Annotated in this window: 17 protein-coding genes; 12 read left to right on the top strand and 5 right to left on the bottom strand. The window is 73.6% G+C overall.

What is annotated here, in order from left to right; translation table 11 throughout:
* Both ACWED2_RS35470 and ACWED2_RS35465 read right to left on the bottom strand, forming a co-directional pair.
* Complete coding sequence (locus ACWED2_RS35470) at window positions 1-654, bottom strand: response regulator (RefSeq protein ID WP_449694888.1); 654 nt, start codon at window positions 652-654, stop codon at window positions 1-3.
* A complete protein-coding gene (locus ACWED2_RS35465) occupies window positions 651-1,745 on the bottom strand; it encodes a sensor histidine kinase (protein WP_449694887.1) in 1,095 nt (364 codons plus the stop codon). The genes ACWED2_RS35470 and ACWED2_RS35465 overlap by 4 nt, the downstream gene beginning before the upstream one ends.
* 120 nt (window positions 1,746-1,865) lie before the next feature.
* Here ACWED2_RS35465 and ACWED2_RS35460 point away from each other — a divergent pair, with 120 nt between their 5' ends.
* The 3 genes from ACWED2_RS35460 to ACWED2_RS35450 all read left to right on the top strand — a co-directional run bounded on the left by ACWED2_RS35460 (window position 1,866) and on the right by ACWED2_RS35450 (window position 6,764).
* A complete protein-coding gene (locus tag ACWED2_RS35460) occupies window positions 1,866-4,451 on the top strand; it encodes a glycosyltransferase (protein WP_449694886.1) in 2,586 nt (861 codons plus the stop codon).
* Complete coding sequence (locus ACWED2_RS35455; RefSeq protein ID WP_449694885.1) at window positions 4,451-5,881, top strand: radical SAM protein; 1,431 nt, start codon at window positions 4,451-4,453, stop codon at window positions 5,879-5,881. Before ACWED2_RS35460 ends, ACWED2_RS35455 begins: the two co-directional genes overlap by 1 nt.
* A 94-nt stretch (window positions 5,882-5,975) precedes the next feature.
* Complete coding sequence (locus ACWED2_RS35450) at window positions 5,976-6,764, top strand: GH25 family lysozyme (RefSeq protein WP_449694884.1); 789 nt, start codon at window positions 5,976-5,978, stop codon at window positions 6,762-6,764.
* On the opposite strand, the gene ACWED2_RS35445 is transcribed toward ACWED2_RS35450, so the two are convergent.
* Complete coding sequence (locus tag ACWED2_RS35445) at window positions 6,761-7,003, bottom strand: hypothetical protein (RefSeq protein WP_449694883.1); 243 nt, start codon at window positions 7,001-7,003, stop codon at window positions 6,761-6,763. The two genes, ACWED2_RS35450 and ACWED2_RS35445, sit on opposite strands and share 4 nt — an antisense overlap.
* Before the next feature lie 128 nt (window positions 7,004-7,131).
* On the opposite strand from ACWED2_RS35445, the gene ACWED2_RS35440 reads away from it, so the two are divergent.
* From ACWED2_RS35440 to ACWED2_RS35430, 3 genes are read left to right on the top strand one after another with little or no spacing between them, the layout of a single operon-like run.
* On the top strand, window positions 7,132-8,355 hold the full coding sequence (locus ACWED2_RS35440) for a GDSL-type esterase/lipase family protein (RefSeq protein ID WP_449694882.1): 1,224 nt from the start codon (window positions 7,132-7,134) through the stop codon (window positions 8,353-8,355).
* A 56-nt stretch (window positions 8,356-8,411) separates the two neighbouring features.
* On the top strand, window positions 8,412-8,798 hold the full coding sequence (locus ACWED2_RS35435) for a hypothetical protein (RefSeq protein ID WP_449694938.1): 387 nt from the start codon (window positions 8,412-8,414) through the stop codon (window positions 8,796-8,798).
* 27 nt (window positions 8,799-8,825) lie between these two features.
* Window positions 8,826-9,173 (top strand): ClpX C4-type zinc finger protein, encoded by a 348-nt coding sequence (locus tag ACWED2_RS35430; RefSeq protein WP_449694881.1) that lies wholly within the window; start codon window positions 8,826-8,828, stop codon window positions 9,171-9,173.
* Between the two features lie 701 nt (window positions 9,174-9,874).
* Here ACWED2_RS35430 and ACWED2_RS35425 read toward each other — a convergent pair.
* Window positions 9,875-11,245 carry a nucleotide disphospho-sugar-binding domain-containing protein gene (locus ACWED2_RS35425; protein ID WP_449694880.1) on the bottom strand — a complete coding sequence of 457 codons (1,371 nt, stop codon included), beginning with the start codon at window positions 11,243-11,245 and terminating at the stop codon, window positions 9,875-9,877.
* A gap of 56 nt (window positions 11,246-11,301) precedes the next feature.
* Here ACWED2_RS35425 and ACWED2_RS35420 point away from each other — a divergent pair, with 56 nt between their 5' ends.
* Window positions 11,302-13,296, top strand: coding sequence for a glycosyltransferase family 4 protein (locus tag ACWED2_RS35420; RefSeq protein ID WP_449694879.1), 1,995 nt, complete (start codon window positions 11,302-11,304; stop codon window positions 13,294-13,296).
* 341 nt (window positions 13,297-13,637) lie between these two features.
* Entirely contained in the window at window positions 13,638-14,906 is a 1,269-nt protein-coding gene (locus ACWED2_RS35415) for a glycosyltransferase (protein ID WP_449694878.1), read from the top strand.
* Between the two features lie 10 nt (window positions 14,907-14,916).
* Here ACWED2_RS35415 and ACWED2_RS35410 read toward each other — a convergent pair whose 3' ends face one another.
* The gene (locus tag ACWED2_RS35410) at window positions 14,917-17,778 is read right to left on the bottom strand and encodes a BTAD domain-containing putative transcriptional regulator (RefSeq protein ID WP_449694877.1); all 2,862 of its coding nucleotides are present in this window, start codon (window positions 17,776-17,778) and stop codon (window positions 14,917-14,919) included.
* A gap of 297 nt (window positions 17,779-18,075) precedes the next feature.
* Here ACWED2_RS35410 and ACWED2_RS35405 point away from each other — a divergent pair, with 297 nt between their 5' ends.
* From ACWED2_RS35405 to ACWED2_RS35390, 4 genes are all read left to right on the top strand, one after another.
* Window positions 18,076-18,720, top strand: coding sequence for a LuxR C-terminal-related transcriptional regulator (locus ACWED2_RS35405; protein ID WP_449694876.1), 645 nt, complete (start codon window positions 18,076-18,078; stop codon window positions 18,718-18,720).
* 259 nt (window positions 18,721-18,979) lie between these two features.
* Window positions 18,980-19,897: an AraC family transcriptional regulator gene (locus ACWED2_RS35400; protein WP_449694875.1), complete on the top strand. Its 918-nt coding sequence runs from the start codon at window positions 18,980-18,982 to the stop codon at window positions 19,895-19,897.
* 224 nt (window positions 19,898-20,121) lie between these two features.
* Complete coding sequence (locus ACWED2_RS35395; protein ID WP_449694937.1) at window positions 20,122-21,087, top strand: ATP-binding cassette domain-containing protein; 966 nt, start codon at window positions 20,122-20,124, stop codon at window positions 21,085-21,087.
* A complete protein-coding gene (locus tag ACWED2_RS35390; RefSeq protein ID WP_449694874.1) occupies window positions 21,084-21,863 on the top strand; it encodes an ABC transporter permease in 780 nt (259 codons plus the stop codon). Before ACWED2_RS35395 ends, ACWED2_RS35390 begins: the two co-directional genes overlap by 4 nt.
* Window positions 21,864-21,876: the final 13 nt, after the last annotated feature.

Here is a 21,876-nt window from a genome sequence, read left to right as displayed (position 1 = left end):
CTAGAGCAGGCCGAGATCCCTCGCGCGCAGGGCGGCCTGGGTCCGGTCGCGCGCGCCGAGCTTGCCGAGCACGTTCGTGACGTGGTTCTTCACCGTGCCTTCGGCCAGAAACAGCGCCGTGGCGATCTCCCGGTTGCTGCGGCCGTCGGCGAGCAGGCGCAGCACGTCGAGTTCGCGCTCCGACAGCGGCACCACCAGCGGCTGGGGCCGTGGCCGTGGCGTGTCCGGCAGCTGCGCGAACCGCGCGACCACCTTGGCCGCCACCGACGGCTGCAGCACGGACTCCCCGCGCGCGGCGGCCAGCACGGCCTCGACCAGACGCGCCGACGAGACGTCCTTCAGCAGGTACCCGACGGCGCCCGCGCGCAGGGCGGCGAAGACGTCTTCGTCGTCGTCGAAGGTGGTCAGCGCGATGACCCGGGTGGCGGGCTGCTCCGCCCGCAGCCGCCGGGTCGCGGCCACGCCGTCCAGGACCGGCATGCGCAGGTCCATCAGGACGACGTCGGGGGCCAGCGCGGCGGCTTCGCGCAGCGCTTCGTCGCCGTTGCCGGCTTCGCCGACGACGTCGATGCCATCGTGCGTGGCGAGGAGGGTGGCGAGGGCTTCGCGGAACAGGGCCTGGTCGTCGACGAGCAGGACGCGGACCGGTGTCATCCGGGGATCTCCATGGTCAGGGCGCTGCCGCCGCCGGGGGTCGAAGCGAAGGCGAGTTCGCCGCCGAGACGTTCGGCCCGTTCCCGCAGGCCGACCAGGCCGAAGCCGGTCGACGTACCGCCGTCGCTGCTCCGCCCGTCGTCGCGGACCTCGACCCGGACCGCGGTGGCCGTGTAGCCGAGGACCACCTCCGCCGTGGCGGCATCCGCGTGCCTGCGGACGTTCGTCAGGCCCTCCTGCGCGGCCCGGTAGAGCGCTTCGCGCTGCTCGTCCGGCAGCGGGCGTTCGGTGCCGGTCACCGTGAGCCGGGCCGTGACCCCGGTCGCCGACGTCTCTTCGGTGAGCGCCTTCAGCGCCTCCGGCAGCGGCGGGACGGGCCGTGGTTCGCGCAGCGTCCGCACCGAGCGGCGCACCTCGGCCAGCGCGGTTTCGGCCTGCTCCTGGGCTTTGGCCAGCACCTCGTCGGCCTTGCCGGGGTCGGTCGGCAGCACCGCCCGCGCGGCCTTCACCTGCATCTGGACGACGGTGAGCGAATGCCCGAGGCCGTCGTGGATGTCGCGCGCGACGCGGTTGCGCTCCTGCGCGGTGGCGAGCCGCTCGGCCTGCGCGGCGTGGTCGCGGAGTTTCGCGTAGGCCTCGGCGAGTTCGCTTCGCGAGCGTCGTTCCCGCAGCGACAGTTCGGTGATGATCGCGGCGAACAGCACCGACATGAACGTGCCGATCCCTTCCCGCAGGCCCTCGCCCAGTGCCATCCCGAGGTGCACCAGCGGGATCACGGCGATGACGAGCGCGATCGCCGGCCGCGGCAGGCGCAGCAGCACGCACTGGCTGACCAGCACGACCAGGAACAGCGTCGTCCCGACCCCGGCGTCGATCGTGAAGAGCACGAACGCCAGCGGCAGCTGCACCACGACGTAGGCCGCGCTCCACGCCAGGTGTTCGCGGCGGCGCACCCAGCCGAAGACCGCCGTGGCGAACCCGGCGAAGACCGTGCCGAGCACGAGCGCGAGCCGGGGTTCCCCGGAGCCGAGGACCCCGAGCACGATGGAGAGGAGAGCGCCGCAGGTCAGCACCCCGAGGGCCCGGTTCATGCGGTCACTCTGGAGGGTGCCGCGGCCCGCGGTCAACCACGAAAGCGCTCACACGGCCGTTCGACACCGCGGCGCTTACGCTGGACTCGACGGCCAAGCCGATTCGGGGGTTTGACATCGATGTCAGTGCTCTGGGGCGTGTCCTTCGACGCCACTCCGCTGTCCGGGGTCGTGGTCGAGTTCCTCAAGACGGCGCACCGCTTCGCCGCCCGTGGGCACCGCGTGCACCTGGATCTCGGCTACGACATCAAGGCCGACAAGGGCGCGTTCTTCCGGCCTTACCGCGACGAGGCCGAGCTGTTCCCGGAGTGGGTCACGCTCGACCGGGTCGACGGCGTCGAGCGGATCCGGGGCTACGACCGCGCGTTCGTCGAACGGGTGCTGGCTCAGGCCGTCCAGGCCGGCGACGAAACGCTGCGCCCCGCGATCGACCGGATCGCCGGCGAACTGGCCGACCGGATCGTGGCCACCTGGGAGCGGCTCGGCGTCACCGTGGTGATGGTGGAAAACGGGACTCTGCCGGAAAACCTCGCCTACACCGAGGCGCTGTACGCCGCGATCGACCGCTACGGCGCCCGCCACCGGCTCGGCCGGTTCGTGTTCTGGCGCGACCACGACCTGATGTGGCAGAGCGAACCCGGGATCGCCAAGTACGGCACGTTCCCGTACCCCGGCGTCCCCGCGCCGCGGAACTCGCCGCACATCCACTACTTCGCCCTGCACGAACAGGCGAAGGCCCGGACCCTGGAGTGGGTGCCGGGGCTGGCGAACATCGACGTGCTGCCCAACTCCTTCGCCATCGCCCCGGCGCGGATCGACGAGCGCAACGCGGCCTTCCGGCTCGACCACGGCATTCCCGAGGACGTCCCGCTGCTGGCCCGGATCACGCGGATCATCCCGCAGAAGCGCATCGACCGGGACCTCCACCTGCTCGCGCTGCTGCCGGACGCGTGGCTGTTCGTCGCCGGCGACGTCGACGAGACGCCGACCGAGCACGCCCGGCTCGTCGGCCTCGCCACGCGTCTCGGCGTGCGCGAACGCGTCGTGTTCGGCGGCTGGCTGACCCCGTACGACACCGCCGTTCCCGGCCGGTATTCGGTGCGCGACCTCCTCGCGCACGCGACGGTCGTGTCGTTCCTGACCTCCTACGACTACGAGAGCTACGGCAACCCGGTCAGCGAGGCGATCGCGTCCGGGACGCCGTACCTCACCAGCGGATACGAGCTCTACGACGTCGTCTACGGCAGCCAGGGCTTCCGGGCCCCGGTGCTGGACATCCGGGCCCGCGACCTGCCGGACGCGGCGTTCGCGCGCGAAGTCGCCGAGCTGATCACCGACGAAGGGAAGCGGGCGGAAGTGGTGCGGGTGAACTCGGAACTCGGGCAGGCGCGGTTCGGCGCGCGGGTGGTCGACGACCTGGTCGACCGGCTGTACCCGCCGCCGATGGGCGCGGCGACGCGGCTGAGCGTCGTGCTGCCGGTGTACAACGAAGCCGCCAACCTCCCGGAGGTGCTGCGGACGCTGCACGACCAGCGCGACGGCGACGCGCCCCTCGACAAGAGCCGGTACGAGGTCGTGCTCGTCGACAACAACTCCACCGACGGCACCGTGGCCATCGCGCACGCCTTCGCGGGCGCGCACCCGGACCTGGCCCTCCACGTCATCCACGAGCCCGAGCAGGGCGTCTCGTGCGCGCGGCGGGCCGGGATGGACTTCGCCGCGGCCCGCAGCCGCAACCGGCCCGACAGCGACCCGGGGGAGCGGTTCTACCTCGTCTCGGCCGACGCCGACTGCCGCGTCGACGCCCACTGGCTGAGCGAACTCCTGGACGCGATGGAGACGTCGAAGGCCGCCATCGGCGTCTGCGACTACTACTACAACGCCGAGCACTTCACCGGACGGCCGCGGCTGTGGGACGCGATCCAAAAGACGCTGCGGTGCCGCGCGGTGACGTTCTCGCTCTTCGGCGGTTTCCCCGACGGCAAGGGCTTCGCCGTCGAGCGCGACGCCTACGAGCGCGCGGGCGGCATCGAGATCTTCTACCAGCTGCAGGACGGCAAGTTCGTCAACCACCTCTCCGACGACTGGGACTTCGGGATCAAGGTGGCCAACGGCGGCGACCCGATCACCTACGCGCCGCGCTCGCGGGTCGAGATCAACCCGCGGCGCGTCGACCACGCCATCGACGAGGTCATCGCCGGCCGCGCCTACGGCTCGGACGGCATCATCGTCATGCGCGACATCCGGCCTTCGGCGCCCTCGGCGCCGGCCGACCTCACCGAAGCCGAGGCCAAGCAGGCGTGGGAGTTCTCGATCAAGGACTTCACGCCGAAGAACACCATCCTGCCGGTGCTCCTGACCCCCGCGCTGCTGGAGGACGACGCCGTGGTCGCGTTCTTCGGGGCCGACCTGGCCGCGCGGCTGGCCCGGCGGATCGCCGAGATCCGGCACGAGATGCGGGTGGTCGACTTCACCCCGATCCACGCCTACAAGACGCCGTCGTACCGGCTGTACTTCGAGTTCGCCGAGGAGCTGTTCGCGTGCCTGCGGCGGCACGTCGGCGAAGACATCGGGTATCCGCCGCCGCTGCCGCCGTGCCTGGCGGAGATCCCGGCCGCGCGGTTCGCGGAATTCGTCCGCTACTACTGCGAAGACCGCGAGTCGGGCGAGGCGCACAACTACTTCGGCAACGGAGGGGTGTTCTGATGACCCTGGGCTACGAAGCGGCGGTCGGCTCACTGCACGCGCTCGACCCCGCCTGGCCGCGGCCGGCCGTGCTCGACGTCCTCGAAGCACCCGAGAACCGGCACCTCCTGGACTTCGTGCAGGAGGACCCGTTCGGGGCGCACGTGTTCCCGGGCAACATCCCGGGCACGCCGTCGGAGTTCCTGCGAGACCTGGACGCGCAGCTCGCTTCGTCCGGCCCGATCCACCTGTGGTCCTACATCCCGACGTGCGCCTACCGCTGCCGGTTCTGCCAGTACCCGGTGGTGCTGGTGAAGGGGAAGATGGAGAAGGCGGCCGACTGGGTCGACCTGAACATCGCCGAGGCGCGGCTGTGGCTCGACGCCGTGCCCCACCTGCGCGGCGCCGAGGTGGGGGAGTTCAACGTCTTCGGCGGCACGCCCTCGTTGCTGCCGGAGGCCGAAATCCGGCGGCTGCTGGAGTTCTACCGGTCGAACTTCGGGTTCACCGCCGGCACGACGATCCGGTTCGAGGGCGACCCGAGCACGTTCACCCCGGCCAAGCTCGACCTGCTGCGAGAACTGGGCTGCACCAAGCTCTCCAGCGGCGTCCAGTCGTTCGACGACCACGTGCTGCGGCTGTGCGGCCGTGAGCACACCGCGCAGATGTGCGTCGACTTCGTCCGCAACGCGAAGGCGGCGGGCTTCGAGTGGGTCAGCATCGACCTCATGTACGGGCTGCTCGACCAGACCCTCGACAGCGTCCGCCGTGACCTCGACGTCGTGCTGGAGAACGAGGTCACCGCGGTGGTGTGCACGAAGCTGCACCTGGCGTCCTACAGCGACACCCGCACCGGCGTCACCGGCGAAAAGCCGGCGGCCTGGCAGCTGCCGTCCTACCGGGACAAGCTCGTGCGCGACGGCCACCGCTGGCCCCCGCTCGGCGAGCAGTACCAGATGCGGGAGCTGCTCACCGAAGGCCTGCGCGCGGCGGGCTACACCGAGCACCCGACGATGTACTTCGCGCGCGACGGCCTCGGGCCGGAGAAGTGGAAGTCCATCATGGTCGACCAGGACAAGCAGGAGGCCGAGGTCGCGATCGGCCTCGGCGGCAGTTCGAGCTGCCGCGCGTCCGAGGCGATCACCGACGTGAACTCCCGCCGCTACACCGAAACCGTGCTGTCCGGCCGGATCCCGCTGGGCTCGGCGACGAAGTTCACGCCCGAGGCGCAGGAAGCGCGTGCGGTGAAGATGGCGCTGACGACCTTGCAGCCGGTGCGGGATTCCCTGCACCGCCAACGGTTTCCGGGCCGCTCGCTGCTCGCGGAACCGTGGCTGGGGACGTTCCGCTCACTGGCCTCGCGTGGCCTGGTCCGGCTGCGGCCGGACGTCGTCGAGCTGACCCCGGCCGGGGAGGTGCTGGTCGAGGCGATCATCAACACCGAACTCTGAAGATCACTGCATCGGGTGACAGACGCCTCGCGGGGACCGAGCGGGGCGGGCAGCATGGGCTCCGGATCTGCTCGTCCCCGAGATCGGAGCCCGGATGAACCGAACCGTGGCGGGCGCCGCCGCGCTGGCGGTGCTCGCGGCCGTGGTGGTCGCGCCGCCGGCCCGAGCCGACTACTCCCTGGCGGACACGAACTACGCGGGCACCCAGATCGCGCGCCACGAAGGCGTCCAGGGAACGCCACGCGCCGAAGCAGTCGGGCAGACGCTCGGGCACGACGTCAGCGGGCACCAGGGCCCGGTCGACTGGGCGGCCGCGGCGGGTGCGGGGGCGAAGTTCAGCTACGTCAAGGCGACCGAAGGCACCGGGTTCGTCAACCCGCAGTTCGGGCAGCAGTACGACGGCGCGCACGCGGCGGGCCTCATCCGCGGCGCCTACCACTTCGCCCGCCCGGACGTCTCCGGCGGGGCCGAGCAGGCGGAGTACTTCATCGCGAACGGTGGTGGCTGGCGCGCGGACGGCACGACCCTGCCCGGCGCGCTGGACGTCGAGTACAACCCGTACGGCGATGACTGCTACGGCAAGAACCCGGCGGACCTGACGGCGTGGATCGCGGACTTCACCCGCACGTACCTGGCGAAGGTCAAGCGCAGCGCGCTGATCTACACGAGCACGGCGTGGTGGAAGCGCTGCACCGGCAACACGAACCGCTTCGGGAACACCGATCCGCTGTGGCTGGCGCGGTACGGCCCCGAGGTCGGCGAACTGCCCGCCGGGTGGGCCAAGCACAGCATCTGGCAGTTCGCCAGGGCCGGCGGCCTGCCGGGGGACCAGAACTACTACAACGGCCCGATCGGCCGGGTGCAGGCGCTGGCCAAGGGCTAGCGCCGCCACTGGCGCAGGTCCGGCCACGGCGGCCGGTGCACCATCGCGATCCCGGCGAGGGTGGCGGCGACCAGCCCGACCCCGATGCCCAGCACGGCGACGCGCGTGGCGTCCACCGCCGGTTCCCACTCGGCCCGGCCTTCGCGGACCGCGAACACGCCGACCGGCCGGTGGACCGGGATCACCGTGGTCCCGTCCGGGGTTTCGTACGGATCGCCGAAGATGCGGGGTTCGGTCATGTCCGCCATCGAACCGGAGACCGCCGCCGCTGACAAGATCGGACAAAGCCTTGTCGCCTCCGTGACCGGCTGCCTACGATCGACGGGCAGCTCGTCGACGTTCGTCCTTTGTGGACCTGGGAGGCGCCGTGCGCGGATTTGCCCTTCTCGCTGCGGTTTCCGTGGCCCTGGCCGTCGTCGGCTCCGCACCGGGCGCCGCCGGCGCCGGGCGGGCGTGGTTCACGTCCTGGGCGCAGTCGCAGGACGGCCGGGCCGACACCGAGGTCACCGCCCGGTCGCTGCGGATGATCACCCATCTCAGCCAGGGCGGCGACGCCGTGCGCGTCCGGTTCCAGAACACCTTCGGCACCGGGCCGCTGACCATCGGGCACGCGACCGCCGGGCCGAGCGCGGGCGGCGCCGCGGTCGCCTTTTCGCGGGACCTGACCTTCGCCGGCCGTCCCGCGGTCACGATTCCCGCCGAAGGCGAGGTCTGGAGCGACGAAACGAGGCTCGTGACGCGTCCGGACTCCGACCTCGCGGTGAGCATGTCGGTCGAGGGCACCGCGGTGCCCGGCCGCCACGGCGCGGCGTTGCGCGACAACTACCTGACGCCGCCGGGCTCGGGCGACCACACCGGCGACGCCTCGGGTGACGCGTTCACGGCCACGGTCGGATCGACGTACGTCGTCAGCGCGGTCGACGTGCGCAACGCGGCCTTGCGGGGTGTCGTCGTCCCGTTCGGCAGCTCGGTCGTCGACGGCATCGGCAGCACGCCCGGCGCGAACCGCCGGTGGACCGACGACCTGGCCCGGCGGCTCGTGGCCGCGTCCGCGCCGCTCGCCGTCGCCAACGCCGGCGTCTCGGGCACCACGAGTGCCCCGTCGTGCCCGGGGATGCCGCCGTCGGTCGCGGGCCTGGACGCGGCGAGCCGCCTCGACCGGGACGTCCTGGCGCTGCACGGCGTCACGGCGGTCATCTACTACTACGGAACGAACGACCTGGCGTACGGCTGTGACGCGGCCACGATCCTCGACAGCTACCGGACGGTGTTCGCGCGCCTGCGGGCGGCCGGCATCCCGGTGTACGTCACGCCGAGCACGCCGCGGCCGGGGTACGGCGACCAGGCGAACCTGGCCCGGCACGAGATCGCGCTGTTCGTGAAGCGCTGGAACACCTGCGGCGGCGCGTGTTCGGGCGTGGTGGACTTCGACACGGTGCTGGCGGACCCGCTGCGGCCGAACAGCATCCTGCCGGCGTACGACAACGGCGACGGCATCCACGCGAACGCGGCAGGTCAGCAGGCGCTCGCGGACTTCGTCTCGCTGCCGATGCTCACCCGTTCCGGGCCGGTTCTTCACGCGATGGGCTGATCGGGCGAGTCGCAGCGGCGGGACTGTGCCTGCCGGTCAGCAGAGTACGTCCGGTGATGAACGAGTCGATGGACGACGCCGGGTGCTGCCTGCTGTCGGTGGCCTGGAACGTCGCCCCGCTGGCCGAAGGCCCACCGGCCTCCCGGCGCGCCGACCTGCGGCGCACGCTGGTGACGGTGTGCCGGGCGGCGGGCCACGGCGCCCGTGACTGGGCCACGCGGCACGGGCCGGGGACGGAAGCGGAGTACCGGCCGTTCCTGCAGCTCGCCGACGTCGCGTACGAGATCGCGACGCTGCTGTTGCTGGTGGAGGACTTCCTGGTCCCGGACCTGGAGCGCGAGCACCGCCGCTGGGCGGAGATCGAGGAGCTGACGTCCCGCCTGACGGAGCTGTCCGAGTGGACGGCGGCGTTCCTCTTGTCAGGTGCGCCCTTACGTCTGTAAGGTCGCGCCTGACAAGGGAGGTCTTCGATGGCTGCTGCGGTGTTCGCGCGCTGCTCGTTCTGTTCCAAGCCCAACACGGAGGTGGAGACGCTGGTCGCCGGCCCGGGCGTGTTCATCTGCGACGGGTGCGTCCAGTTGTGCGTGTCGGTGATCGACGGGAAGCCGGCGGACGCGCCGCTGATCGCCCCGTGGGAGCACGACCTGCCGCTCGAACAGGTCCTGTCCAACCTCACCCCGGTATCGGCGGCGAGTGCCCAGGTCCAGGAGAACCTGGCGGCCTGGGTCGGCAAGGCGCGGGCACTGGGCGGCACGTGGTCCCAGATCGGCGAGGCGCTGGGGATGACCCGCCAGTCGGCGTGGGAGAGGTTCGCCTAGACCGCGGCCGGCGTCCACGGCGGCCGGGGTGCGCGCATGGGGTTTCGCCACGGCGGTTCCCGATTGTCCACTGTGGACTCTTGGTGCCGTGACGGCATTCGGGTGATGCCGTTCGTCACCTGATTGGCGGGTTTTCACCTTTCTTCCGCTCGGTAGGGTTTTCTCCATCGGACGCCGGAGTGGGCCGGCGGTGCCGGGGAACTTCTGGGGGATCGCTCGGGGGATTGCTGGGGGTACCTTTCCGCACGTCGCCGTCGGCGCAGGGTCGCGTCCGCGGTCGCCCGGCGTGCGCGGCACCTTCGCGCTTTCCGCTTGCCGGCGCCGAATCCGGAGCTCTGGCCGGCCCCCGCGGGTCCGCGAGCTGCACCGCCCCTGAACGGCCCCGCCCCGGCCGCCGCGACCCGGCGGCCGGGGTGGGGTGATCACGCCCGCATGGCGGGGCGATGCACATGCGATGCAACCGCGTGTTCGGTTGCCGTATCGATCTCCCGCTGTCGCGGGCCGCGCTGAACATTTGATCGGTGGTGCGTGCCGCTAGGCCGGCCGCAGTCGAACAGTGCCGGCCCTGCGCGGCTCCTTGGCCGCCTTTCGCATCGCGGTACTCGGCGTTGCGAACCATCATCCTTCGGGCAGTTGCGATTCATATTCGATGCAAATAGGCTCAAATTAGCTCGCGGAGCGGCGGGACTGCCCCGCGGCGGCTAGTTTTGCATCGATCGTGCAACTCTCCCGGGAGGGTGGTCCATCGCTGTGAGCAGTCGGCGCGCCGCGGTCGCCAGTCCGCTCGGCGCGAGCAGGTGCGTGGCGGCTTCGCGCATGCGGCCGCCGGACGACAACACCGCGGTCACGGCCTCGGTGACCGCGGCCGGGGTCAGGCGGTGCGGATCGAGCACGCGGCCCGCCGGAATGCGTTCGAGGTCATGAGCGACCGCGAACTGGTCGCTGGAGAACGGCAACGCGACCGCGGGCACCCCGGCCGCCAGGCACTCGGTGAACGAGTTGTTGCCGCCGTGGTGCACGACCAGGGAAGCCTCCGGCAGGAGCGCTCGCTGCGGCACGTGGTCGTGGACCTCGACCCAGCGCTCGTCCGCGAAAGCCGCCCGCAGGCGGCCGGCCCGGTTCCCGGCCGCGGCCAGTACCGAGACGTCCGGCACCCGAGCCGCCCCGCGGACGACGGTGGCCAGCACGTCGTCGCGGGCCGAGAGGAACGTGCCGAACGCGACGAGGACGAGCCGGCGCCGGCCGCGGTCGGTCAGCTGCCGCACGCGATCGCGCCATTCGGGGGGCAGTCCCGCCTCGCCGACGTCGCTGCAGTGCCCGGCGAACAGCAGCGCCGGTCCGGCCGGCAGGGGCGGCAGCCACGGCAGCTCCGGGTAGTTGAACAGCACGGCCTCGGGCGAGGTCAGGCCGAACGCACTGCGCGGCGCCGGCCGGCCGGGCGCGTGCTCGGCGAGGAATCGCGTGAACAGCTCGGTGAACAGGCGGTCGTTGGCCTCCGCTTCGGTCCGCAGGGCCGCCAGTTCGGCGGACGGCGGCGTGATCGCGTCCGGCCAGTAGGGCGGCAGCCCGAAGAAGCGGTCGGGGCCGTCGAGCACGTAGCCGGGGTGCCCCGGGCAGAACGCCGCCCACCGGCGGTCCAGCGCGTACAGCGCGAGCGTGACCGCGTAGGCCAGCTGGTCGACGAGGTACCAGTCCGGCCGCAGCCGGTCGTCCAGGCGCCGCACCGCGGCGTGGACGCCGCCGGGGTCGGGCAGCATGTCCGCCCGGCGGTGCCGCGCCTGCGTCAGCAACGCCGGCACCGCGCCCGCGCGGGTGGCGTCGAGGAACTCGGCCAGCCGCCGGGCGCCGGCCTCCTGCTGGCGGGTGCGTTCGGCGATCCCGGTGTTGGCGTTGTCGCCGAAACCCAGCGGTGCGAACCGCAGCCGGTGCCCCGCGGCGAGGTCCGCGAACGCGGGGTCGCACGCGAACGTCACGTCCGCACCCGCGGCCGCGAGCGCCGCCGCCACCGTGGCGAGCGGCTGGGCGTGCGAGGCGAACGGTGGGCTCACCACCACGATCCGCGGTTCCGGCATCCCGTTCTCCCCGTCGTCGTCGCCGTCCCGGCGGCCCTATCGCCAGAGGTACTGCCGTGATCATCCACGACACCGCTCCCGCCGACGCGTTGACGGCGTTGCGCGACTTGCGGCACGACACCGATCCCGCTCGCGTCGACGCGGTCCGCCGCGGCTTCCACCCGGCGTTCGGCGGCCCGGCGCTGGTCGAATACGCCGGCGCCGACCCGGTGGCGGGCGACCCGGACTCCGCGCTGGCCGGGTTGCGTGCCGCCGTCCGGGCGCCGGTTCCGCCGTCACCCGCCGACGTCCTGGCCGCCGTTCCCGAAACCGACGGAGTGCTGGCTGACCTGAGCGCCTCCGTGGCCTTGGACCTCTTCTCGGATTCGGCCGCCGCGCACGGCCGGGAGGCCGCGGGCGCGGCGATCCGCGCCGCCTTCCGCACCGCATCGCCACGTCGTCGTGCCCTGCTGCTGGAGCTGGCCGAGCGGACCGCCGTCGGCGGCATCCCGGCCGGGGAGGTGGTCGACGGCGCCGAGCACGACCGAGCGCTGCGGCACGCCGGCTGGCGATACCTCGCCAGCCGCAGCGGGGCCATCACGCGAGAGCGCGACGAAGACCCGTACGAACGGGCGCTGGCGGCGGTCTGCCGCGCGACGCCGGCCGGGGCGCCGTTGTGGACGGTCCCGCCTCCGCAGCGTCGTGGGCTGGTCGTCGCGCAGTCGATGCTGCTGGGATCGTTCGGACGGCCCGGCGCCGGGGCCAGCGGCGGGTTGACCGTGCTCCTGCGGCACCTCGGCACGGCCCTGCCGCGCCACGACGGCATCGCGCGCGTGGTCACCTTGACGCTGGCCGGGCACGACGAACTCGCCGCCCACCCCACGCTGGCCGAGCCCGACGGCGCCGGGCACGTCGTGCTGCGGATCCCGGTCGACGCGCCCACCGCGCCGGCCCAGCTCCAGCTGTCCCGGCACCGCGCGGCGATCACGTTCCTGACGCGGCGGCTGCTGTGGCTGGCCGGCTGCCACCCCGACGTCGTGCACGTCCGTTACGCCGACGACGGATCGCTCGCGATCGCCGACGCGGCCACCGCGCTCGGTGCCCGGACCGTCTTCACCGTGACCGCGGACCCGCACCGCTCGCTCGCCGAACGGCACCGGCCCGCCAGTGCGGAATCCCCGGCGAGCGCGCGGTTCGACCTGCACCGCGTGTACGCGGCCGACCGGCTGGTGGCCAGGGCGGACACGCTGCTGGGGCTGCCCGGCCGTCCGGAAGGCGAACTGCCCGCGTACTTCCCGGCGTTGCGCGGACGTCCGGAACCGGAGTCCCTTGCCGAAGGGATCACCGTGCTGCCCCGGGCCGCCGCCGACGAGGCCCGGCAGCAGCAGCTCGTCGACTCCCTGTTCGCGCCGGACGACCGGCTGCCCCGGCTCGGCCCGGACGCGCGCGGCCTGCCGGTCGTGCTGTCGGTGGGCCGGCTCCACCCGGTCAAGCACCAGGACCTCCTGGTCGAAGCCTGGCTCACCCGCGGCCTCCACCGGCGCACGGCGCTGGTGCTCATCGGGGGCGACACCGCTCGCCCGGCCGAGGACGAAGCCCGGGTGCTAAACCGCATCCTCGCCCTGCACCGGGCGCACCCGCGGGCGGCGGGCCGGCTGGCCGTGCTGGCGGCGCTCGGCAACGACGACGTCCGGCTGCTCGAGCACGGCCTCACCCGCCTGCTGCCCGCTCCCTCGCCGCACCTCTACGTCTGCCCCAGCCGCAAGGAGGAGTTCGGCATCGCGGTGCTCGAAGCCATGGAAGCCGGGCTGCTCGTGCTCGGCCCGCGCCGCGGCGGGCTCCGGCACTACATCGACCACGGCCGCAACGGCCTGCTGGCCGACACGTCCGGTCCCGGCCCGTTCGGTGACGCACTGAGCGCGTTCGTCCGCGCCGCGGCCGACGACCCGGTGCGGGCGCGCACGGCGGCGGCCGCGGGCCGCCACACGGTCCGGCGCCGGTTCGGCATCACCCAGGTCGCCGCCCGCTTCGCCGACGTCTACCGGCGAACGAGCCGGAGGCCGGTGCCATGAGCCGCTGCTTCGCGACCGGGCCGATGCCCGGCGGCGCCGCGTCGAGCGGAGCCGCCGACGATCTCGGGCCGGGTTCCCCGCCGGTGCGGCGGAAGCGCTGCGTGCGGTCTTCGACCGGCCGGCCATGCAGCGGCTCGCTCGCGCGGGGCCTCCTGACGGCGGCGCCCGGCCGCTGACCGCGACGGGGTTCGAGATCTGTCCAGTCAGGACGGTGCCGGCTTCGGTGCCGACCACCGCGGCGGGCTCGCCGGCCGGCGGCGCTGCCCGGCCACCCACCGGCTCAACGTCCCCCGCCTCGGGCGGAAAGAATCCGGAAAGGGGGGACTGGTTGGCTGTGCGCCATGCCTTTGGACCTGCTCTTCGCGACCATGCCCGTGCCCGGCCACGTCGGCCCGCTGCTGCCCATCGCCCGCGCCCTCGCGGCCCGAGGGCACCAGGTGCGGTGGTGTTCCGGGCAGGTGTTCGCGGAGCGGATCCGGGCCACCGGCGCGGAATTCGTGGCGATGGACCCGGCCATCGACCACCTGGGCCGCAACATCGACGAGCTCTTCCCGGAGCGCACCCGGCTCAACGGGGTCGCGAAACTCCGCTACGACATGCGCTCGGTCTTCCTCGAACCCATTCCGGCACAGGTCGCGGACCTGCGCCGGGAGCTCGACCGGCGGCCGGCCGACCTGGTGCTGCACGACGCCGCCCACGTCGGCGCCGCGGTGCTGAAACAGCTGGGCGGCCCGCGCGCGGTCAGCGTCGGGGTCATGCCGCTGATGCTGCCGGCGCCGGAGGTTCCGCCGTTCGGGCCGGGGCTCAAGTACCGGCGCGGGACGCTCGCCCGGCTGCGCAACGGCGTGGTGCGCCGGCTGCTGGACAACGTCGTCTTCAAGCCCGTGTACGACCACCAGGACCGGATCCTCGCCGGGCTCGGCCTGCCGGCCGGGGAACGCGGGTTGTCGGGCGTCTCGCCGCACCTGCACCTCCAGAACGGGGTCGCCGGGCTGGAACACCCGCGCGACCGGCTGCCGCCGCAGGTGAAGTTCGTCGGGGCGCTGGTGGATCCGGCGCCGGCGGCGGAACTCCCGGAGTGGTGGGACCGGATGATCGGCGCCGGCCGTCCGATCGTGCACGTCACCCAGGGCACGGTCGCCGACACGGACCTGGCGCAGCTCGTGCTGCCCACCATCCGGGCGCTGGCCGGCGAAGACGTCACCGTCGTCGCGAGCACCGGTGCGCACGACGTCGGCCCGTTGCCCGGCAACGCGTTCGCCGCCCCGTTCCTGCCGTACGACCGGCTGCTCCCGGAGATCTCCGCGATGGTGACCAACGGCGGGTTCGGCGGGGTGCAGCTGGCGCTCGCCCAGGGCGTGCCGCTGGTCGTGGCCGGCACCACCGAAGACAAGCCCGAGGTCGCCGCCCGCGTCGAGCGGTCCGGCGCCGGGCTCAACCTGCGCACGGCGACGCCGTCGGAGAAGGCACTCGCGGCGGCGGTGCGCAAGCTGCTGGACGGCGGGTCGCACCGGCGGCGCGCGGAGGAACTGGCCGCGGAGTACCGCGGGCACGACGCGGGGGAGCTGAGCGCCGACCACATCGAGCGGCTGGCCCGCGTGCCGGTGTGACGTCCGGGGATCAGACCAGGGCGGCGAGTGGCGTGCAGGCACCTCCGCCGGACAGGGCCCGGCCGAGGCCGGCCAGGCCGGTCAGGTCCTGGAGCAGCACCCCCAAGGCGGCGCGGTGGAGCGGGTCCGGGATCCGCTCCACCGCCTGTTCCGCCGGTGGCTTCCACCGAGGACCCGCCAGCGCGGTGAGGTGCGCGGCGGCCACCGCGGTGCGGACGGGCAGGGCCCGCTCGGCCGTCACGGCCTGGCGAAAGCAGGTCACCGCGGTGGTTTCGTCGCGACGGCGGACGTGGGCCAGCCCGAGCAGGTTCGCGGCCGCCGCGCCGAGGTCGGCCGCGGCGAGCTCGGCGGCTTCGGCGCGGATCCGCTCGAGCACGGCGACCGCGGCCGGGGGATCGTCTTCGAGGTCCAGGTAGGCCAGGCGCAGCTCGGCGTAACCCCGCTTGACCGGGGCGTGCCCGGCCCGGGCGACGTCGCGGGCGCGCGCCCACCGGTCGCGGGCGCGGGCCCGGTGGCCGGCGTGCTCTTCGGCGTCCCCGAGCCGCAGGTGGGAGAAGACGACGCCGAACCGGTCGTCGATGCCTTCGAAGTACCGGAGGTTCGCCTCCGCCGCGGCCACGGCGGCCGCGAGGTCGCCGTCGCGGCGGTGCTGCTCGGACCACACCGCGTCCAGGATCGCCCGCAGCCACGGGTGCTCGAACTCCGCCAGCACCTCCTCGGCTTCTTCGAGACAGGCCCGCGACTCGACGCCGGGGCGCAGGTGCACGGCCACGGCCGCGATCGCCGGCAGGGCGATGCGGACGCCGTCCCGGTCCGTCGTCGTGCGGTAAAGGGCGCGCACACGCGCGGCCGGCCGCCACGGGTCGGGCAGCACCCCGGAGGCCCGGCCGAGGTAGCTGTGCCAGGCCAGGGCCACGGCGAGCGGTGCGTCGCAGCCGGGCCGCGGCCCGGCGTCGAAGCAGTCGATGGCCTTGCCGAGCCACTGCGCACCTTCGGTTTCCCGGCCGCAGACGTACCAGAGGTAGCCGAGCAGGCCGTGCAGCAGGAGCGCGCGGGGTCCGTCGCCGCGCCGCAGCAGCCAGGTCGTCACCGCCCGCACGTTGGGGAGCTCGGCGAGGAAGCGGGCCAGGAGTTCCTGCTGGCGCGGGGAGGTCAGCCCGGCGTAGACCTCCTGGGCGAACGCGATCCGGACGTCGGCGTGCCGGTCGCGGAACGCGGAGGTGTCCATGGTGGACGCCGCGTAGCCGCGGACGGTCTCCAGCAGCCGGAACCGGCCGTCGCCGCCGGCGACCACCAGCGACTTGTCCACCAGCGCCGCCAGCACGGCGGCGGTGGCGCCGCAGACGCGTTCGGCGTCGGCGAAGGTGCAGCCGTCCCGGAAGACCGAAAGCCCGGCGAACACCCGGCGTTCGGCCTCGGAAAGCAGCTCGTGGCTCCAGTCGAGCAGGGCGCGGACCGAATGGTGGCGCGCCGGCGCCCGGCGGGCGGCGTTCGCGAGGTCGTCGAGCCGGGATTCGATCTCGCCGAGGGAAAACAGCCGGGTGCCCGCCGCGGCCAGCTCCAGCACCAACGGCAGCGCGTCGAGCCGGGCGCAGAGCCGGCTCACCGCGGCGTCGTCGTCCCGGACGCCGGGCGCGCGGTCGCGGAACAGCCGGACCGCGTCCGGCAGGGCGAGCGGGGCCAGCGGGACCGGTCGCTCGCCCTCGATGTTCAGCGGTTCGCGGCTGGTCGCCAGTACGGTGAGCCGCGGGCAGCGCCCGAGCAGCAGCTCGGCGGCTTCGGCCGCGGCGTCGACGACGTGCTCGCAGTTGTCCAGCACCAGCAGGACTTCCCGCTCCCGCAGGTGCGCCGGGAGCCGCTCGCGGGCGGGTGCCGCGGGCTCGCCGTCCAGCAGGGTCGCCGCGATCGCGTCGAGCACGTTGCCGTCGCGGGCGACGGAGGCGAGCTCGACCAGCCGGACCCCGTCGCGGAAGCGGCCGCGCAGCCGGTGCCCGAGCTCGCGGGCGGCCCGCGTCTTGCCGACGCCGCCGGGGCCGGTGAGGGTGACCAGGCGCCGTTCGCCGAGCAGCCGCGCGGCGGTGTCGAGGTCCGCGTCGCGCCCGATCAGCACCCCGACGGGGTGCGGCAGGGTGCCGCCCGGCCGGGGCCGCACCGGGACGGCTTCGGGCTCGTCCCGCAGGATTTCCAGGTGCAGCGCGGCCGGGCCGGGACCGGGTGCGGCGCCCAGTTCGTCGGCCAGCCGCCGCCGCAGGTCGCCGAAGGCGGCGAGCGCCTCCGGGCGGCGTCCACCGCGGTGCAGGGCGCGCATCAGCAGTTCGGTGAACCGCTCCCGCAGCGGGTGTTCCACGACGAGGCCGGTGAGCTCCGGGACCAGTTCGCGGTGCCGGCCCAGCGTCAGTTCCGCGTCGAGCACGGTGTCCAGCGCGGCCAGGCGGAGCTCCTCGAGCCGGATCCGCCAGACCTCGGCGAAGTCGTAGCCGGCCGGCTGCCGCCACAGCGCGAGGGCCTCGCGCAGCACGCGGACCGCGGCCGCCGGATCACCCTGGCGCGCCAGTTCGCGCCCCTCCTCGCAGGCGGCGGCGAAGACGTCGGCGTCGACTTCGCCGTGGCCGGTGAGCAGCCGGTAGCCGCCGCCCTCGGAAACCAGCCGCGGCTGCGGCAGCGCCGCGCGCAACTTCGCGATCTGCACGTGCAGCGCGTTGACGGGGTCCTTCGCGGACCGGCCGGTCGTGAACAACCGGCCGGGCGACACCACCTCCGGCCGGGAGACCAGCAACATCGCGAGGATGGCCCGGGCCCTGGCCCCCGGGAGCGCGACGGGTGATCCGTCGTCGCCGAGCACCTCGACGGGGCCGAGCAGGCGGAACTGCATGGCCGGGAGTTTCCCACGCGGCCGCGCGAGCGCGGGCGGGAACGTCCACCCCCGGGTCCGTCCGGTCGAGACCGGTGAACCGGACGGCCCAGGCGCGCTGGGGCGAACCGGTGATGTGCGTCAACGGGACGAAGATCCACGGTGCGTTGCTGGTGCGCTCCGTCGCCGCTGCGCTACTTTCCGCCAGCGTCGGCGAAGCGACCCCCGGAGGTGAACGCGGTTGATCGGGACCACAGGTCCGAACCACCTGGCGGAACGGTGCCGTCCCGGAGACGGCGGAAGCGGGTCGCCGCGACCGTGATCCGGGTTCTGCTGATCCTGTCCCGTCCGGAACGCTCCCGCCGCATCGGAAGCCGGCTGGCCGGGGAGGCGGACATCGAGGTGCGGCACCGGTCGCCGGCGACCTGGAGCGACATCGTCGCCGCGCTCGAGGAGTTCGCCCCGTCGGTCGTCGTGCTCGACCGGGCCGTGCTCGGGGCGGAGGGTGTCACGGTCGCCGGCGACATCGCGCGCGGCGGTCGCCCGCCCGCCGTCGTCCTGCTGGCGGACGGATACCACCCGAGAGACGTGATCCCGGCCGCGAAGGCCGGCGTGCGCGGCTACGTCGTCGACCGCGACGGCGGCTGTCCGTGGCCGGCCGTGGTGCGCGCGGTCGCCGCGGGCGGCGGCTGGCTGCCCCCCGCCGCGGCCGGGGACCTGCTCGAGGAGTTCCGGGACCGGGCCCCGCACCGGCCGCCGGAGCCGCCGCGGATCCCGCTGACCGACCGGGAACTGAGCGTGCTCCGGCTCGTCGCGCAGGGCTGCTCGAACCGGGAGGTGGCGGCCGAGCTGGGGCTGAGCCAGTCGACCATCAAGACCCACGTCTCCCGGATGCTGGCCCGGCTCGACCTGCGCAGCCGCACCCAGCTGGCCGCCTTCGCGCGAGACCTCGGCATCGTGTGAAATCGTCGAATTCGTTCTTTCGACCGATGCGGCCGCCGCGGCCGCCCCCATACGATGATCGCCGGCCGGCGCGGTCCCGCATTCGCGGCCCCGGCCGCCCGCGCCCGGATGCCCGGGGAAGGCGCGACGGCGCGGCTTCCGGCCGGAGACCAATTCGCTGAATAGTGGACGGAGGTCGGTGTTGTCCAGGGAAGACGGCTCCGCGTGGGGATTGCCGCTTGCGCGTTACGAGCTCTTCCGTTCTCGTGACCCGAATCATGTGCGCGACGAAGTGAGCCGGGTCTGGGCGCCGCACACCCTCCGGGTGCTCGGTGCCGATTCGCGGCTCGACGCGCGAATGCACTACGCGCGATTGCGCGATCTGTCGGTCAGCGCACTGCACTACGGCGGAACCGTGTCGGTCGGATCCGCGCCCGCGGAATCGTTCTTCACGGTGCTGATCCCGCTGGCCGGCGAAGCCGAGGTGCGCTGCGGCACCGACCGGGTCCGGCTGACCACCGCGAACGCCGCGGTGCTCTCCCCGGCGGATCCGGTGGCGCTGCGCTGGCCGGGCGACTGCGCGCAGCTGGTCGTGCGGCTCGAGCGGAGCGGCCTGGAGGCCCGCCTCAGCGAACTGCTCGGCGCCCCGCTGCGCAAGCCGTTGCGGTTCGCCTCCGCGATGCCGGTCGGGGCCGGCGACGGCCGGAGCTGGCTGCACGGCCTGCGGATGCTGATCACCGAGCTCGAGCGCCCGGGGTCGCTGATCGAGCGGCGGGCGGTCGCGGAGATGTTCGAGCGCACGCTGGCCACCGCGCTGCTGCTGGGCCAGCCCAGCAACTACACCAGGATGCTCGACGGCGAGGTCCCGGCCGCGCCGACCCGCGCGGTGAGCATCGCGCTGGAGTGGATCGACAACCACCCCAAGTGGCAGCACACGACGGCGAGCCTGGCGCGCGAGGCCGACGTCACCGAGCGGTCGCTGCAGCTGGGGTTCCGCAAGCACCTCAAGATGGGACCGATGGAGTACCTGCGCGAGATCCGCCTCCGCGGGGTCCGCGATCAGCTCCGGGCCGCGCAGTCCGACGCCGTCACGGTGACCGAGGTGGCCGCGGAATGGGGTTTCCTGCACGCCGGCCACTTCGCCGCCCGGTACCGGCAGCGATTCGGGGAACGCCCGTCGCAAACCCTGCGCAGTTGAAATGGGCACCCGGTATTCCGGGTGCGCCGATCGGGTGCCGTCCGCGCGAGCGGGCGGCACCTTTTTTTGTGTCCGGCACCACATTCGGCGATCCGGGAAGAATGGTTCGGTTTTCGGATTTCGCCGGTGTGCCGCCCGGGCCGATCATGGAGCACGGGCGGGAATCGGAGGGATTCCTTCCCCAGCCGGAGAAGAGTACGCGTGAAGGAGGGAAAGTGCCGCCGATGATCCGGGTGGAGAACCTGGTCAAACGGTTCGGGCGGACCGCCGCGCTCGACCGGGTCGGGTTCGCCGTCGAGGCAGGCACGGTGGTCGGCGTGCTCGGGCCGAACGGCGCCGGGAAGACGACCATGGTGCGGGTCCTGGCCACGCTCCTGCGGCCGGACAGCGGCGTGGTCCGCGTCGGGGGCTTCGACGTGACGCGCGAACCGGCGCGGGTTCGCGCGCTGCTCGGGCTCACCGGCCAGTACGCGTCCGTCGACGGGGACCTGACGGGCACGGAAAACCTGGTGCTGTTCGGCCGCCTGCTGGGGTTGTCCCGCCCCGCGGCGCGGGACCGGGCGGCGGAGCTGCTCGAGCGCTTCGAGCTCGCGGCGGTGGCCGCCCGGCCCGCGTCGACGTACTCCGGCGGCCTGCGCCGCCGGCTCGACCTCGCGGCCAGCCTGATCGGCCGGCCGCGGGTGCTCTGCCTCGACGAGCCCACGACCGGGCTCGACCCGCACGTCCGGCGGGAGCTGTGGCAGGTGGTGCGGGAGCTGGTGGCCGACGGGGTCACCGTGCTGCTCACCACGCAGTACCTGGAGGAGGCCGACCGGCTCGCCGACCGCGTCACGGTGTTCGACGCCGGCCGCGTGGTCGCCGACGGCACCCCCGACGAGCTCAAGCGCCGGGTCGGCGGCTGCACCGTGCAGGTGCGGCCGGCGCTGGCACGGGACGTCGATTCGACCGCCCGCGTGCTCGGCAGGCTGACCGGCACCACGCCCGCCCGGCACGCCGGCACCGGCCTGCTGACCGCACCGGCCGCCGACCCGATGGTGCTGTCCACTTTGGTCCGCAAGCTCGACCAGGCCGGGCTGGCGGTGACGGAACTGGGCCTGCGGCTGCCGAGCCTCGACGAGGTGTTCCTGGCCCTGACCGGGAGATCCGCCGACGCGGACGTGCCCGCGGCGCGCGACGGGAGCGCCGGGTGAGCGGCCGGGTGGCGTTCGCGGAAGCCGTGCGGCACGGGCTGGTGCTGGCCGGGCGCGGGGTGCTCAAGATCCGCCGCAACCCCGGGCACCTGGTCGACGTGACCGTGCAGCCGCTGCTGTTCCTGGTCATGTTCGGGTTCCTGTTCGGTGGCGCGATCGCCGGCAGCCCCGGCGCGTACCTCCGCGACTTCGTACCCGGGCTGATGGTGCCGACCGTGCTGATGGCGACGCTGTCGGCCGGGGTGGGGCTGAACACCGACGCGGGCAGCGGCGTGTTCGACCGCTTCCGGAGCATGCCGATCGCCCGCTCGGCCCCGCTGACCGGGGCGGTGCTGGCCGGCGCGGTCCGGTACGCGGTCGCCGTCGCGGTGCTGCTGGCGGCCGGGACCGTCCTCGGCTACCGCGTCCGGACCGGCGTGCCGGAAGTGCTGGCCGCGACGGCCGTCCTGGTCGCCGCCGGCCTGTGTTTCTGCTGGATCACCGTGTTCCTCGGCATGGTGCTGCGCGACCGCGACGCGGTGCAGGGCACCGCCGTCGCGCTGTTCCTGCCGCTGGTGTTCGCGAGCAGCGTCTTCGTCCCGGCCGCGACGATGCCCGGCTGGCTGCGCGCCTGGTCGGGCGTCAACCCGGTCAGCCTGCTCGCCGACGCCGTGCGCGGCCTGCTGAGCGGCGGGCCCGTCGCCGGCCCGCTCGCCGGGGCGCTGGCCTGGTCGGCGGGTGTGCTGCTCGTGTTCTTCCCCCTGGCGATCCGCGCCTACCACCGGCGCGTCGGATGACGGAGAGGTGAAA

The sequence above is a fragment of the Amycolatopsis sp. NPDC005003 genome (assembly GCF_053600695.1).
The sequence above is the reverse complement of the archived record's forward strand: the minus strand, read 5'-3'. Positions and strand labels throughout refer to the sequence as shown.